We start from the raw sequence: 15,151 nt of genomic DNA, 5'->3' as shown, positions 1-15,151 counted from the left end.
CTGCACTAGTATACAAAGAAACGTGAACGTTGTTATTTTGAATCATAAAACGATATTATAAATTGGTAAAAGAAACAACGAAAATGACGCAAGAATTATATCAAGAAGCAATCAAGTTTGCAGGAGAAAAGCATAGTGAGCAGAAAGTGCCCGGAACAAATTCTAATTACCTATTACATATCTCTAATGTAGCTATGGAAGTGCTAGTTGCTTATAACCTAGGCGCTAAATTTAATATTGACTTTGCGATTCAGGTAGCAATATTACATGATACTATTGAAGATACAAATACTGATTTTGAAGAAATTAAAAGAAAATTTGGAGAACCAATAGCCCAAGCAGTAGAAGCGTTGACCAAAGATGAAAAGCTACAAACCAAAAAAGAAAGGATGATGGATAGCTTAAATCGAATAAATAAATTGCAAAAAGAAGTTGGATTAGTTAAAATCGCTGATAGAATAACTAATTTACAAACTCCTCCTAAACATTGGAATAAGGATAAAGTGATAGCATATTGTGAAGAGGCTAAGCTAATTTTAGATACCCTTAGTAATAAGAACGAGTATCTAAGTCAACGATTAAAAACAAAAATATCCGAGTATAATCAAAAAATAAAACAACTATAATCATTACTATGATGATCTAATTGAAAAACCTGAAAAAAACAAGCTTTTGGTTTTGAAAATAATATGTTTTACCGATTATCTGCTAAATAGTTCGATAAAATTAATGTCCTTTGTTAATTTTAACATTTGATTTATAGTTTGTTAGCCTATATTTTGTAGTTTGCATTAGTAGTCCCAAACCTACGCTCCAAATTTATGAAATTACTTATTAGAATGCTCTGTATTGCTTATACAGTAACATTATTGTTTGCATGTTCATCAGAGAATGTTGAAGATGATTTAAATACTATACATAAAGAATTAATAATTCCTGAAGTAAAATCAATAGAACTAGAGATTTTAGAACTTATAAATAACTATCGAAACTCTATAGGTTTACGCATTTTAGGTACTTCAGATATTGTAAAGTCACAAGCATATAGTCATACAGATTATATGATTAAGCAAAATCAGATGTCTCATGATTACTTTCATAGGCGTAAATCATATCTTATAGCTAATACAGGAGCAAATAAAGTTGCAGAAAATGTAGGGTATGGTTATTCCTCAGCAAAATCTGTCGTCAATGCATGGATTAAAAGTGATAGTCATAGAGAGACAATAGAAGGCGATTATACAGATTTTGATATTTCTGTAGAACAGAATAAAAATGGAGTGTTATATTATACTAACATTTTTATTAAGAAGTAAGCCCTAGAGTAGTTCATTAATCAGCGCTACTATAAACTAGGATTTTGCTGTTTTAAACTGAGGTAGATAATTTTTTATTAATCGTCAGTAATAATTAAAAAAACGGAACGTCTATTCTCTTCATGTTCTTTTTCAGTACAGGAATGTTCTTTTAGATCACCACATTGAGTTGCTAGTTGTGATTCGCCATAACCAATGGCACTTGGAACTCTATCTGTAGTAATTCCTCTGGATAAAATATAATCTCTGGTAGCATTTGCACGTTTATGCGAAAGTTTCATATTATATCTATGACTACCACGACTGTCTGTATGAGATTCAATTTTGATAACCATTTTGGGGTTGCTCCGCATTACACTAACAATATTTTCTAATTCATACGCTGCGTCTGCTCGGATATCAGATTTGTCAAAGTCAAAGAAAATAGGATTAACAACGATTTCTTTCTTTATAATTAATGGCATTAGAAATAAATCTAGTTTGATTTCATTTTCATTAATTGTTGTTGTTGAGAATTTTTTAGAATCGAGCCTGTAATTCGTTTTAGTCGCAAGAATAGAATATGTTTTTGCGCAGGGTATTTCTCTGAATATATACCTCCCGTTTTTATTAGATAGCGTAGTGTTAATGATTTTGCCTGTTTCATCGATAATTTTTACGGTAACCCCAGCAAGTGGTTCAGAAGTATGTTTATTATATGTTATACCTGTTAAGATTTGTTTACACTTGTAGCTATCAAATGCATATATATCATCGCTTCCTGTTCCTCCAATTCTGTTAGATGAAAAATAACCAGAATCATTAGCAGGGTTTACAAAGAACGCAAAATCATCATAACCACTATTATAAGGAGCTCCTAGGTTTTTAATTTCGACATCTTCATGAGCTTTCTTATGTAGTATATTAGACTTGTAAATATCTAGAAGCCCTAAGTTGATATGACTGTCAGAAGAAAAGTATAGCGTAGTATCTTTGGCTACAAAAGGAAATACTTCTCGTCCTTCAGTATTAATCTGATTTCCTAGGTTTTTTATAGTTCCAAAAGTACCATCGTCATTAATCGCTACTTTATAGATATCTGATTGCCCATAACCTCCTTTTCTATCGGATACAAAATATAAAGTTTTTTCATCAGGGCTCAATGCAGGATGTCCGGTAGAGAATGTTTTACCATTAAATGGTAATTCTTCAATAGCTGTCCATTGACCATTTTGGAGCTTCGCTCGATATAACATTAGATTAGAATTCCCTTCTTTATCGTACGATGTTTTTTTTCTTTTATTAATATTATTTCTGGTAAAAAATAATGTTTTTCCATCGTTGGTGATTGTTAATGTTCCTTCATGTTCATTTTTTAAGTTTATTTGATCAGATGTAATAGGGGTAATATTTTTTACAACAATAGTAGCATCAATTCGATCAATTATAGATTGATAAATGTTTAAATAAGGTTCTCCATTCCATTTATAAACCTTCTTTTTATTTTTAATACGATCATCTGTTCTTGATGATGAAAAATATAAATTTCCATTTTGTTCAAATCCCCCAAAATCAGAGTACTTACTATTAGATTCTAAATTTATGATACGAACATGGATATCTTTAGGAGTGGATAATTCTTGAAATTTCTCAAGGTTTATATTTTCAATACCCCTTGTATATTTACTATTTTGTTGAAGAATCTTAAGCTTTTTAAGCCATGTATTTGCTTTATCATATTTACCAAGACTTATTAAAGTTTGTATGTATTTATAAATATATTCTGGATGTATTTTCTTGTATTTATGAACTGCTTTATTATACCAAAAATAAGCTTGTTCTGAGTCAGAGTTATTATAATAACAATCTCCAATCCTAGATAAAATATGTTTAGTGCTATCTCCCTTCTTTAATGCTTCTTTATATAATTCAATAGCATTTAGGTATGCAAAATCTCTAAAGTATTTATCCGCAACCTTTACTTTTTGAGCATGAATAAAAATACTAAATAGAAGTAGTATAACTAACCATATTTTATTTTTCATATATCTATAGAGCGTTAAAAATATCTAGGAGATCTAACCCGTTTTTCATTAAACAATTCATACATAAGTAAAACCTCATGAGTACTTCCTATATATGGTTTTATATTAGAAATAAAATGTTCATAAGCATAGCCAATTCTAAATTGTTTTGTTACCTGAAAATCTACTAAAGCTCCAATTGATGCGGTATATTGATTATATCTATATGAACCTCCGAGCCAGAATTTATTATAGAATAAGAAATTTGCATTTAAGTCCATAGAAATAGGTGCGCCATTGGTGGCTTTAAAAAGAGCCGATGGCTTTAGTTTTGTATTTATAGAGAGGTCAAATACATACCCTCCTGTAAAATAATAACTGACACGTTCTAATGCGATATATTCTACGGTAGAGTTTTCAGGAGTTTTATTATGATCTATATTTAGTATTCTGGGAGCTGATAACCCTAAGTACCACTTATTAGAATGTATATATAATCCTGCGCCAATATTAGGGTTCCAGTGATTCGTGTAATTTCCGAAGAAAGGATCTGCCGCTACTTCTGGATCATTTAAAAATTCCTGATCTAGATTATAATTAGTAACTCCTCCTTTTAGTCCAAAAGCTAATTTGGAATTTTCTGTAATAGAAATCGAATAAGAAAAATCTCCATATAGATATAGATAGTTTTCAAAACCGGGAGTATCGTGTATTACTGATAACCCAATTCCTATTTTTTGATTCTGCAAAGGAGAATGAACGGATAGCGTTTGAGTTTTTGGACCACCTTGTATCCCTGTCCATTGTGTTCTATGTAAACCGACAATGCTTAGTGTTTCTCTACTACCAGCATAGGCTGGATTTATAGAAATAGTATTAAACATGTATTGTGTAAACTGCGGTAATTGTTGTGCTAATCCAACCGAGTTAATACATAGTATTACTACTATTATTATTATGTTTTTTACACCTCCCATCAGTACTTATTTTATTTTGTTCCAATATATAATGGGGCGCTAAACGGTTTTAAACCACTGTTTTTTATAGTAACAATACTATAATAGGTGCCACTAGGTACTTGGTTCGCAGACCCTACAGAAGATTGATGAGCTGTGCCATTCCAATCATTTTGATAATCGTTTGATCTATATACAATCGCTCCCCAACGATTAATAATTTTAAGGTCTATGACATAACCACAATTTTCTACACCATTAATTGAAAAGTATTCATTATATGAATCCCCATTAGGTGTCATTACTTTCGAAATTTTAATACGATCTTCTCCACAAGAGAATACAGCGCATCTATTGTGTACCTCTATTGTTGTTTCGAGGTATATTGAGCAAGGAGAATCATTATTTGTATAACTAAATGTGATCATTTCAGTAGAGGATTCAGTTGCTAATTCTATGCTTAATGGATCAAAAAAATGATTATCAATTACACTAGCATTTCCGGATACAACCTCCCAGACCCCATTCAGATCATAATCTTTCTCTAACAAATTGAATAAGTCAAAGATTTGTGATTCTGTATCATCAGCAATACATAAACGCGTGATATCGAAAACCTCAGAGTTATTTTCAAGTATTATTCTTGCCTGTAGTTTGGTTGTATTATTACAATCATCTGTGATTATATATTCGGTAACTAATACTCCATCTATTATCGTATCAAAGTTATAATCCGAAGTAACTAAAGGAGCTGTACTTATATTACAATTATCGGTAGCACAAGTTTTTAATATAGCGATATTATCAGTATTCCATTGACTAGCAATTTCTTTAATAATAGGATTAGAACATTCTAAAGTTATGTCAGCAATTATACAGTTTGTTAGATCTGGCGGGATTGAATCATTGAGAGTAAGTGTTGCTGTATGAGTTGTTGTACCTCCATTTTTATTTGTTATAGTATATATAGCTTCTATGGTTCCTCCCGAACCGCAAGAACTTACCAAATTTTTAAAATCATAAGAAGAGGTTATCTTACCTTCAAAATTGGTGTTACAGGTGTCTGAAATGCAGGATTCTAATTCGGTAATATTATTGGCATTCCAGATATTTGCTATAGTTTCATTATCTGTTCCATTACATTCGATTGTTTTATCTATAACCTTACAATTAGTTATATCAGGAGATATAACGTCTGAGATAGTAATATAAACAGTTGCTTGATCACAAGCAGCAATAGGGGAGTTAGTATCGCATATGGTATATATAAAACTATCTATACCAGTATATCCAGAATTGGGAGTGTACGTAAAGGAACCATTAATGTTAAGTTTCAGAATCCCATTATCTACATTATCTACAGGAAGTATATTCACGATTTGTAGATCTCCTTCTGGATCAAAATCATTATCAGATATATTTCCTAGAATGCTGGCACATGTGGTAAAGTATGCATCATCATTAGCAAAAGTGCTGTTACTTTGATTATTTAAAATAGTAATTGTTACAAGAGTAGTATCACATAAAATAGGATTACCATTATCACAAATAGTATACTCAAAGGTATCATTACCTGTAAATCCATTAGGAGGAGTATAGATATATGTACCTGTGTTTACATCTATGGTTACATCAACTCCTTCTGTAGTCGTAACTGTAGTTGTTGTAACGGCAATAGTGTCTCCATCGGGATCAAAATCATTAACAAGTACAATACCATTTACGGGAGTATTTACTTCAGTGATGGCAGTATCTGGATTAGCAATGGGCGGATTGTTTTTAGGGTTTTTGTCCAGAAATACTTCAATATATACACTAGCGGTATCACAAGCAACAGGATTACCATTGTCACAAATAGTGTATTCAAAAGAATCTTCACCAATAAACCCTATAGGTGGAGTATAGGTGTACATTCCTGTATGAGGTTCTATAGTAACGATAACGCCTTCTTTAGTTGTAACAGTTGTTGTCATTACCGTTTGCGTATTTCCTTCGAGATCTATATCATTGGTTAATACATTTCCGTTTACTGGAGTATCAACAAAAGTATTGTTAATATCTGTTATAGCATATGTACAGTTAGATAATATGTGCTTACAAATCGTAATTTCACAATCATTATTGTCAGTTATAGTAACTCTATAGATTCCTGAAGTAAGATTTTCAAATGTTCCATTATTCTGAAAAGTAGCACCGTTATCTATAGTGTATCTGTATGGAGGTAAACCACCAGATGCGTTTACAGTAATTGCACCTAAGCTTTCGCATAGAATATCTTTTTTTGTATTTCCAATGGCCGTAAGCTTATTAGGCTGAATTATAGTAGCAGAGTTTGTTATAGTACAATTTTTAGCGTCAGTAATGGTAACGGTATAATTACCAGTAGCTATATTTATAAGGTCTTCATCAGAGGATCCATTACTCCATTCATATATGTATGGAGGTGTACCTCCCGAGACAGTTATATCAATTTTTCCGGTCAACTCATCAGCACATAAGATATTTGTCACTTCATTAGAGACCTCGATAGTGCATGGATTTATACACAGAATCGTTATACATGCTGTTAATTTAGCCCCCAGAGCATCAGTAACTGTTACATGATGTAGCTTATTAGTAAGATTTTTTGCAATAGCAGTTGTTTGATTATTGGTAGAAGCACTCCATTGGTATGTGTATGGCGGTTTTCCGCCAGATACTATAGCTTCAGCTTTTCCATTACAACATATCCCTGTAGTTGTAGCATCCTGTATCTTAATAATAGTAAGACGTAGGGGAGAAGAAGATTTAGAGTTAGTTTCTCTTGTGGTGTTTTTTATAGGTACAGAATAACTATACATAGATGTTGAAGAGAAAAATAATATGAAAATGCAAGAAAGTATACTAATTCTCTTACGTAAAAATAGTAAAGTAATCGTTTTCATATGCCCTGTTTTTTTATTAATTAGAAACTTGTTTTTTTATTTTAAAAACATGAAAACATAGGACAATGATGATAAGTGATTTGTGTAGTTGTTTTTCATAATATTATTAATAATGGTGAATCTTATTTAGTAAAATTATTTTAATGCATAAATTTCAATTATACATACAGTTAAAAAATCACTAATCTTATTTACATTAATAAAAATAAGAAGCTTTTAGAAGCGGATATATTGCTTATATATAATTAAAAATTCCATAGAAATAATTTCATAATTACTTAAAAAACTCTAGCGGGGGACGTTGTGATATCATATTTTTCTAAGGGGAGAAATAATATAGTATATCTTTTTGGGGAGATTTATTTTGTACACAAAAACAGTGTAAACATAGTATCAAATATATGTTATATATTGGTAAAAATCAACTAATTAAGGAGGTAATTTGAATTTAAATTAACTTTTAGAGGCTAATTTTATTCGATGATCAGTTTATTGATATTTGTTTATTAATGTATTTATATCTTTAAAAAACATGATATTTTTCTCTTATGCTTAAGTAAATTCTCTTTCGATTAGTTGTGGTTTGGGGGGTTTTATTATCTTTACCGCTCGTATAACCATACTTTAATTTATAATTAAATGTCATACAATTTATTAAAAGGAAAAAGAGGTATTATTTTTGGAGCACTTGATGAAAACTCTATTGCTTGGAAAACTGCAGAGCGTGTTTTTGAAGAAGGAGGAAGTTTTGTACTTACTAATGCCCCTGTTGCAATGCGTATGGGTGCTATAAATACTCTTGCAGAAAAAACTAATTCTCAAGTTATACCAGCAGATGCAACTTCGTTAGAAGATTTAGAAAACCTTGTAGAAAAAGCAACAGAGATTTTAGGAGGAAAACTAGATTTTGTTTTACACTCTATAGGAATGTCGGTAAATGTTCGAAAAGGACGTCATTATACAGATCTTAATTATGATTGGAGCCAAAAAGGTTGGGATGTATCAGCACTTTCTTTTCATAAAACAATGCAGGTTTTATATAAAAAAGGTGCAATGAATGAGTGGGGAAGTGTAGTTGCCTTGACATATATGGCAGCTCAGCGAGTATTTCCTGATTATAATGATATGGCTGATAATAAAGCGTATCTAGAATCAATAGCTCGTAGTTTTGGGTATTTCTTTGGTAAAGATCATAAAGTAAGGGTGAATACAATTTCTCAATCTCCAACTCCTACAACAGCAGGAAAAGGAGTAAAAGGTTTTGATGGATTCATAGACTATGCAGATAAAATGTCTCCACTAGGTAATGCTACTGCTGCAGAATGTGCAGATTATACCATAACATTATTCTCTGATTTAACCAAAAAAGTAACACTACAGAATCTATACCATGATGGTGGTTTTTCTAATATGGGGGTAAGTCAGTTCGTTATGGAAAAGTTTATGGAAGAATAATAAGGTATTATTTACTAAAAAATAGCTTTTAGCTCGAGTATAAAAAATCCTGAAAATGTACTACATTTTCAGGATTTTTTTTATGTTGATATTAGTACACTTAAAAAAAGCTAATTAGTTTATAATGCTATGTTAATTATAAAATAAAAAATTAATTTGATAGTTTCTAGTGATTCATAAATCTATAAATCATTACTCTATGAAACCTCAATTTAAAATAGTTAAGTTAATACAAATCATTTGTATTTATGTTTTTTTTATATCCTGTACCAAGGATGATGACCCTTCAACAGTTCCCATAAAAGATAAAGTTAGTATCACTGCTTCTATTGACCTTGTTGCTATTAATGATGATAAAGCGGTAATTCAGGTTTTTCCTAAAAATATTACTACTAATGAGATCGTATATTATATGCCTAAGATTGTGCCAGGAATCTATGAAGAAAGCAATTATGGGCGACTGGTAGAAGATTTTAAACCTTTAGATCAAAAAGGGGAAGTATTGCGATATGAAAGGATAAATGATAATTCCTGGAAAATATTTAATGCAGGCCAATTGTATAAAATAGAATATTTAGTGAATGATTCTTTTGATGCTCCAGATAGCGAAACATATGGAAATTCATCAGGAACAAATATCGAAAAAAATGAAAATTACCTAATTAATTTTAATGGGTTTTTAGGATATTTTGAAGGAGCAGAAAATAGTAAGTATAAAATAGAAATTTTATACCCTTCTGGTTTAGATGGAATAACTTCATTGGATAAGATAGAAAAACAAGAAGAAGGAGATAATAATAAAGATATTTTTATAGTTTCTGATTATAGAGAATTGGTAGATAACCCTATTTTATATTCTAAACCAGATCATGTATCTTTTATGGTAGATGATTTAGAAGTTACTTTAAGTGTTTATTCTCCTAATAAGTTACATTCTTCTACAGAGTTGAGACCTTCAATAGAAAAATTGATACGTGCGCAGAAGGAATTTTTAGGAGATATAAAAACATCTAATAAGTATAAAATATTATTATACTTATTTCCAGAAGATAAACCTTTAAAAGGTAATGATGCAGGATTAGAACATCGTAACTCAACATTATTAACAGTTAAAGAAAATTTTTCTTCGGATGAGTTGATTAAGCAATTAGATCATTTTATTTCTCATGAATTTTTTCATATTTTAATTCCAATATCAATACATTCAGAAGAGATACATGATTTTGATTTTAATAACCCTAAAATGTCTAAACATTTATGGTTTTATGAAGGGTTAGTAGAATATTTTTCAGGACTTTTTAGAGTACAACAAGGAATTATAACTCAAAAAGAATTTTTAGAAGATATAGTTTTTAAGCAATACATACAGTATAGTAAATTTTATGAGAACATTCCTTTAACAGTTAGAAGTAAAGAAATATTAAACAATTCTATGTTTGTAAAAGAAAGCTATGTGTTTTATACAAGAGGAGCACTGGTTTCGATGTTTATGGATATTATTACTAGATCTAAATCGAAAGGTAAAAATAATGTTTTAGAGTTAGTAAAAAGAATGTCAGATACCTATGGACCTAATAAACCATTTAAAGATGATGAACTATTTTCTATTATAACAGATCTAACAACCCCAGAGATGAAAGATTTTTTTGAGTTATATGTTTCTGGTTCAGAGTTATTAGAAGATAAAGAAATCATAGATTATTTTTATGCTGTAGGTGTTGGATTTAAAGAATTGGAAAAAAATGGATTAACTTATTTTCATGATAGTAACGGGGATACCTATTATAAGGTAAATGAAGCAAAACAAATCGTATTAAAAAAATCAAGAAAACTCAATACAGGATTACTAAAATTAGGTTTAAAAGGAGGAGATATTATTGACGTAATTAATGGGGTTAAAGTAAATTTAGAGAATCAAACGATTTTATTCTCATCATGGAAATGGGTTGAAGAAAAAAAGGATTTGGTTTTTGAGATTATCCGAGATGGTGAAAAAATGACTTTAAAAGGAAAAGCAATACAGCCTAAAGGTATTGTTAAAACATTAGTGTTTTTAGATTTAGATAAAGAAGATGAACGAATGAAATTAAGAGAAAATTGGTTAGGAGGATCGGTAAATCAATAAAATCAATAGAAATAGGAGTATAATTTATTACTTTTGGTTCTTCACAAAAAAGGTGCTTTAGTTTCTTAAGCACCTTTTTTATGAAAATATAAAAAAAACAGCTTAAAAAAGAAACTTAAGATGAGTAAACGTTTTTTGTTTATTTAACTTTGTAGATATGGAAATATACTTCTCCTTTATTATACCTGTATATAATAGACCAAATGAGATTAGAGAATTATTAGATAGTATGTTAGCTATTGAGTATGCTAAACCCTATGAAATAGTTATTATTGAAGATGGCTCATCAGAAACCTCAGAAATAGTTATTAATGATTTTATAAATAGGTTGTCTATAAGCTATTATCAAAAACCGAATACTGGTCCAGGAGATTCTCGTAATTATGGTATGCAGAAGGCAAAAGGAAACTATTTTATTATCTTAGATAGTGATGTATTGTTGCCCAAAGAATACTTATCTAAAGTAGAACAGTTTTTATCAAATACCTTTGTGCATTGCTACGGAGGACCTGATGATGCGCATCATAGTTTTTCGGATCTTCAAAAAGCGATAAGTTACAGTATGACGTCATATTTGACTACAGGAGGAATTAGAGGTAGAAAAAATACAGTGGGTAAATTTCAGCCTCGTAGTTTTAATATGGGATTATCTAAGGAGGCTTTTAAAACCTCTGGAGGATTTGGTAATATACACCCTGGAGAAGATCCAGATCTTACCATAAGACTATGGGAATTAGGTTATAACACGGCATTAATTGATGATGCTAAAGTGTTTCATAAAAGAAGAATTTCTTGGAAGAAATTTTACTTTCAGGTTCATAAATTTGGATTAGTTAGACCTATTCTGAATCAATGGCACCCACAGACAGCCAAACTTACTTATTGGTTTCCTACATTATTTTTATTGTACATCGGATTTTCTTTATGTACTGCATTTTTTGGATGGTGGTATTTTTTAGGGCTTTTGGGGATTTATTTTGGTTTTGTTTTTATAGGAGCTACTTTAGAATATAAGAATATTCTTATAGGATTTCAATCAATTTTGGCAGTTTTAATACAATTTTATGGATATGGGAAAGGATTCCTTAAATCTTATTATTATATTCATATAATTAAAAAAGTGCCTGAAGAACAATTTAAAAAATTGTTTTTTTCTAAGTAATTTATTGATATGCCCTACAGAAAAAAGACTAGACTTTTTATTAAAAGAAGTACTGTAAAAACTTTTTTGTTTTTCCTTTTATTCACTTCACTCTTATGGTTATTTATACAATTTTCTAAAAACTATACAGAGGAAGTAGAAGTGGCAATACAATATGTTAACATTCCAAAAGATAAAATATTTAGCGAGAGAAGCGATCAGACAGTAAGAATGGTGCTTAATGGAAACGGTTTTAGACTTATGAATTATAATTGGACTAAACCAGTATTAAAACTTAATGTTGAAGATGCATATATTAGTAATGATGATCAATATCATTTTTATATTGATAAGGAATCTGTACTATTTAAGAATAATTTAGACTTTAAAGGTCGGGTTTTATCAATACAAAGAGATACTTTGATTTTAAGGTTGTATCATAACCTTAAGAAAAAGATTCCTGTAAAAATCGTTAAAGATATTCAATATGCGATAGGTTATGGTAGTGATAGAGGAGTAGTGATTTCTCCAGACTCAGTAGTAATTAGTGGTCCTTCAGAACATATAGACACTATAAAGTCTGTATATACAGAGCGTTTGAGTTTAGAAGGCTTAAATGTTGACTATACTTCGCCATTAGCTATAGATGGTCATAAAGTTTTATCTACTATGACTATTGTTCCACCAGCTGTAGAAGCTAGTATTTTAGTAAGTAAATTCACAGAAGGAAGTCAGAAAATTCCTGTGACACTAAAAAATGTGCCAGAAGGAATAGAAGTTAAGATTTTTCCTAAAGAAATTTCTGTTGTTTACAGGGTAGGGTTAGATAAATATAATGGAATAAGTCCTAGAGATTTTATAGTTGCAGCTGATTATGCTAAGGTATCAGAAGAAAGTTCATTTTTAACACTAGAACTGGTTACTAAACCAAAATCTATCCATGATGTACGTTTGCAAGTCAAACAAATTCAATTTGTAGTTTTAAAATAATCATATTATGAAAGTTGTAGGTTTAACAGGGGGTATAGGTAGTGGGAAATCTACAGTAGCAAAAATGTTTAAAAAACTAGGTATTGCAGTATACATATCTGATGATGAAGCCAAGCTGCTTATGAATAAAGATGAACTATTAAAAAAACGAATTATAGAATTATTAGGAGAGGATTCTTATGTGAGTGATAAATTAAACAGATCATATATTGCCAATATAGTATTTAATGATGCCTCAAAACTTCTTCGATTAAATGCAATAGTACATCCTGTGGTAGCGAATCATTTTAATGAATGGAAAGAACGACAAAATGGAATTTATGTGATAAAAGAAGCGGCTATACTTTTTGAAAATGAAGGGTATAAACATTGTGATTATACTATTCTTGTATCAGCACCAACACCAGTAAGGATTCAAAGAATTTTAAAAAGAGATACTACAACTAAGGAAAATATACAATCTAGAATGAATAATCAATGGAACGATGATAAAAAGATTCCGTTGGCAGATTTTGTAATATATAATGAGAATATAGAAAACACTGAAAATCAAGTATATGAAATACATAAAGAATTGTCTTTATAAGACTGTTACAAACCGAATCTTTCATTTTGTTAACATTTGGTTAAACCCTAAAGTAGCTAAATGTTAAAGTCTTATTTTTGATTTATGAATAAAAGATTATTCGTAATACTGATAATTTTAATGAGCTTATCATTAATTGGTATTATTTTTGTTCAGGGATATTGGATTAACAATACAGTAGAAAATAATGAAGAACAATTTTCTTTTAATGCGAAACAAATACTGATATCAATATCTAATAAAATTCAATATAGAGAATTTGAAGAGATGTTTTTACCATTTCAACAAATTTTAGATAGTATAGAAGAACCTGATAATAAAACAATACGTCAGCTTTTAAATATTAGTATAGATAATACAACAAAATCATTTGCTTATGCAGATGATATTTTAGAAGAGGATTATAAATTATTTTCATCTTTTATAAAGTTTAATATAGATACAGTTCGATTAAAAAATATTTTAGATCGTAATACAGATTTAGCGATTCAAAAAGGGACAAATGATTTTACAAAACAGAGTTCTAAATCTAAACTAGAGAGAATAAGGAGGTTGACAGATCTTCAAAGAATAGATTATGAGATAGTTATAGGAGAAATAGCTAGTTTTATACCAATTCATAGAAGAGTTCAGAAAAAAGAAATAGAATATTTACTTAAAAAAGAGCTGGAAGAGAGAGATATAAAAGTAAACTTTGAGTATGCTATATATAGTAATGCATTGGCAACCAAAGTACGTTCTGATGATTTTAGTTTAGATTATCCTACAACAACATATGCAATACCGTTATTTGTAAATGAAGAGGGAGTGAGCGAGTATCAGTTGTATGTTAATTTTACAGGAAAAAAACAATATGTACTTTCTTCTATTAAAGGAATGGCCATATTATCTATAATATTTACATTAATTATTGTAGTTGCTTATTCTAGTGCATTATCACAGTTGATGCAACAACGCCAGATATCACAAATTAAAACGGACTTTATTAATAATATGACACATGAGCTTAAAACGCCTATTGCAACTATCAATTTGGCGTTAGACTCAATTAAAAACCCTAAAATAGGGAATGATCCAGAGAAAGTGCAACGTTATATGAAGATGATAAGAGAAGAGAATAAGAGAATGCATGCTCAGGTAGAAAATGTACTGAGAATATCTCAGTTAGAAAAAAATGAGCTCAATATTAAAAAAGAAAAACAAGAATTGCATGATATTATTGAAGATGCAATAACACACATCTCTCTGATTGTAGAAAATAGAGATGGATATGTAAAAATGCACTTAGGAGCACTTAAGGCTACTATATTAGCTAATGATAGTCATCTGACTAATGTAATAGTGAATATTTTGGATAATGCTATAAAATATTCAGAAGAAGAACCTAAGATAGATGTGTACACAGAAAATGTGAAAAATAGTATTGTTCTTAAAATTCGTGACCAAGGGATTGGAATGAGTAAAGTGGCACAGAAAAAGATTTTTGAAAAGTTCTTTAGAGAACATACAGGGGATCTTCATAATGTAAAAGGACACGGATTAGGACTTACATATGTAAAAAGAATTATTGATGACCATCATGGTCAAATTTGGGTGGAGAGTGAAAGGGGAAAAGGCTCTACATTTATAATTAAATTACCGTTAATATCTTAAAA

Annotated in this window: 11 protein-coding genes; 8 read left to right on the top strand and 3 right to left on the bottom strand. The window is 29.9% G+C overall.

The features are described 5' to 3' along the window. Positions 1–83 precede the first annotated feature (83 nt). Positions 84–626 (top strand): HD domain-containing protein, encoded by a 543-nt coding sequence (locus N456_RS18845; RefSeq protein WP_062060616.1) that lies wholly within the window; start codon positions 84–86, stop codon positions 624–626. Between the two features lie 195 nt (positions 627–821). Next, positions 822–1,316 (top strand): CAP domain-containing protein, encoded by a 495-nt coding sequence (locus N456_RS18840; RefSeq protein ID WP_062060504.1) that lies wholly within the window; start codon positions 822–824, stop codon positions 1,314–1,316. Between the two features lie 77 nt (positions 1,317–1,393). On the opposite strand, the gene N456_RS18835 is transcribed toward N456_RS18840, so the two are convergent. From N456_RS18835 to N456_RS18825, 3 genes are read right to left on the bottom strand one after another with little or no spacing between them, the layout of a single operon-like run. Beyond that, the gene (locus N456_RS18835; RefSeq protein ID WP_062060502.1) at positions 1,394–3,340 is read right to left on the bottom strand and encodes an OmpA family protein; all 1,947 of its coding nucleotides are present in this window, start codon (positions 3,338–3,340) and stop codon (positions 1,394–1,396) included. Positions 3,341–3,354: 14 nt separating this feature from the next. After that, the gene (locus N456_RS18830; protein WP_062060500.1) at positions 3,355–4,296 is read right to left on the bottom strand and encodes a PorP/SprF family type IX secretion system membrane protein; all 942 of its coding nucleotides are present in this window, start codon (positions 4,294–4,296) and stop codon (positions 3,355–3,357) included. Between the two features lie 11 nt (positions 4,297–4,307). Beyond that, positions 4,308–7,199 carry an Ig-like domain-containing protein gene (locus N456_RS18825; protein WP_082422592.1) on the bottom strand — a complete coding sequence of 964 codons (2,892 nt, stop codon included), beginning with the start codon at positions 7,197–7,199 and terminating at the stop codon, positions 4,308–4,310. 639 nt (positions 7,200–7,838) lie between these two features. Between N456_RS18825 and N456_RS18820 the strand changes: the two genes are divergently transcribed. The 6 genes from N456_RS18820 to N456_RS18795 all read left to right on the top strand — a co-directional run bounded on the left by N456_RS18820 (position 7,839) and on the right by N456_RS18795 (position 15,149). Continuing rightward, positions 7,839–8,654, top strand: coding sequence for an enoyl-ACP reductase FabI (locus tag N456_RS18820; RefSeq protein ID WP_062060495.1), 816 nt, complete (start codon positions 7,839–7,841; stop codon positions 8,652–8,654). Between the two features lie 199 nt (positions 8,655–8,853). Continuing rightward, on the top strand, positions 8,854–10,779 hold the full coding sequence (locus tag N456_RS18815) for a M61 family metallopeptidase (RefSeq protein WP_062060493.1): 1,926 nt from the start codon (positions 8,854–8,856) through the stop codon (positions 10,777–10,779). A gap of 157 nt (positions 10,780–10,936) precedes the next feature. Further along, a complete protein-coding gene (locus N456_RS18810; protein WP_062060491.1) occupies positions 10,937–11,941 on the top strand; it encodes a glycosyltransferase family 2 protein in 1,005 nt (334 codons plus the stop codon). 9 nt (positions 11,942–11,950) lie between these two features. Continuing rightward, on the top strand, positions 11,951–12,910 hold the full coding sequence (locus N456_RS18805) for a CdaR family protein (protein WP_062060489.1): 960 nt from the start codon (positions 11,951–11,953) through the stop codon (positions 12,908–12,910). 7 nt (positions 12,911–12,917) lie between these two features. After that, the gene (gene coaE / locus N456_RS18800) at positions 12,918–13,496 is read left to right on the top strand and encodes a dephospho-CoA kinase (RefSeq protein ID WP_062060487.1); all 579 of its coding nucleotides are present in this window, start codon (positions 12,918–12,920) and stop codon (positions 13,494–13,496) included. 84 nt (positions 13,497–13,580) lie between these two features. Next, positions 13,581–15,149: a sensor histidine kinase gene (locus tag N456_RS18795; protein ID WP_062060485.1), complete on the top strand. Its 1,569-nt coding sequence runs from the start codon at positions 13,581–13,583 to the stop codon at positions 15,147–15,149. Positions 15,150–15,151 lie beyond the last annotated feature (2 nt).

The organism is Aquimarina longa SW024, from assembly GCF_001401755.1.
GTDB lineage: Bacteria > Bacteroidota > Bacteroidia > Flavobacteriales > Flavobacteriaceae > Aquimarina > Aquimarina longa.
This window is presented reverse-complemented; position numbering and strand designations above follow the sequence as displayed.

Coding starts and splice junctions, on each gene's coding strand:
- N456_RS18845 (WP_062060616.1), top strand. CDS start 84: ATGACGCAAGAATTATATCAAGAAGCAATCAAGTTTGCAGGAGAAAAG.
- N456_RS18840 (WP_062060504.1), top strand. CDS start 822: ATGAAATTACTTATTAGAATGCTCTGTATTGCTTATACAGTAACATTA.
- N456_RS18835 (WP_062060502.1), bottom strand. CDS start 3,340: ATGAAAAATAAAATATGGTTAGTTATACTACTTCTATTTAGTATTTTT.
- N456_RS18830 (WP_062060500.1), bottom strand. CDS start 4,296: ATGGGAGGTGTAAAAAACATAATAATAATAGTAGTAATACTATGTATT.
- N456_RS18825 (WP_082422592.1), bottom strand. CDS start 7,199: ATGAAAACGATTACTTTACTATTTTTACGTAAGAGAATTAGTATACTT.
- N456_RS18820 (WP_062060495.1), top strand. CDS start 7,839: ATGTCATACAATTTATTAAAAGGAAAAAGAGGTATTATTTTTGGAGCA.
- N456_RS18815 (WP_062060493.1), top strand. CDS start 8,854: ATGAAACCTCAATTTAAAATAGTTAAGTTAATACAAATCATTTGTATT.
- N456_RS18810 (WP_062060491.1), top strand. CDS start 10,937: ATGGAAATATACTTCTCCTTTATTATACCTGTATATAATAGACCAAAT.
- N456_RS18805 (WP_062060489.1), top strand. CDS start 11,951: ATGCCCTACAGAAAAAAGACTAGACTTTTTATTAAAAGAAGTACTGTA.
- coaE (WP_062060487.1), top strand. CDS start 12,918: ATGAAAGTTGTAGGTTTAACAGGGGGTATAGGTAGTGGGAAATCTACA.
- N456_RS18795 (WP_062060485.1), top strand. CDS start 13,581: ATGAATAAAAGATTATTCGTAATACTGATAATTTTAATGAGCTTATCA.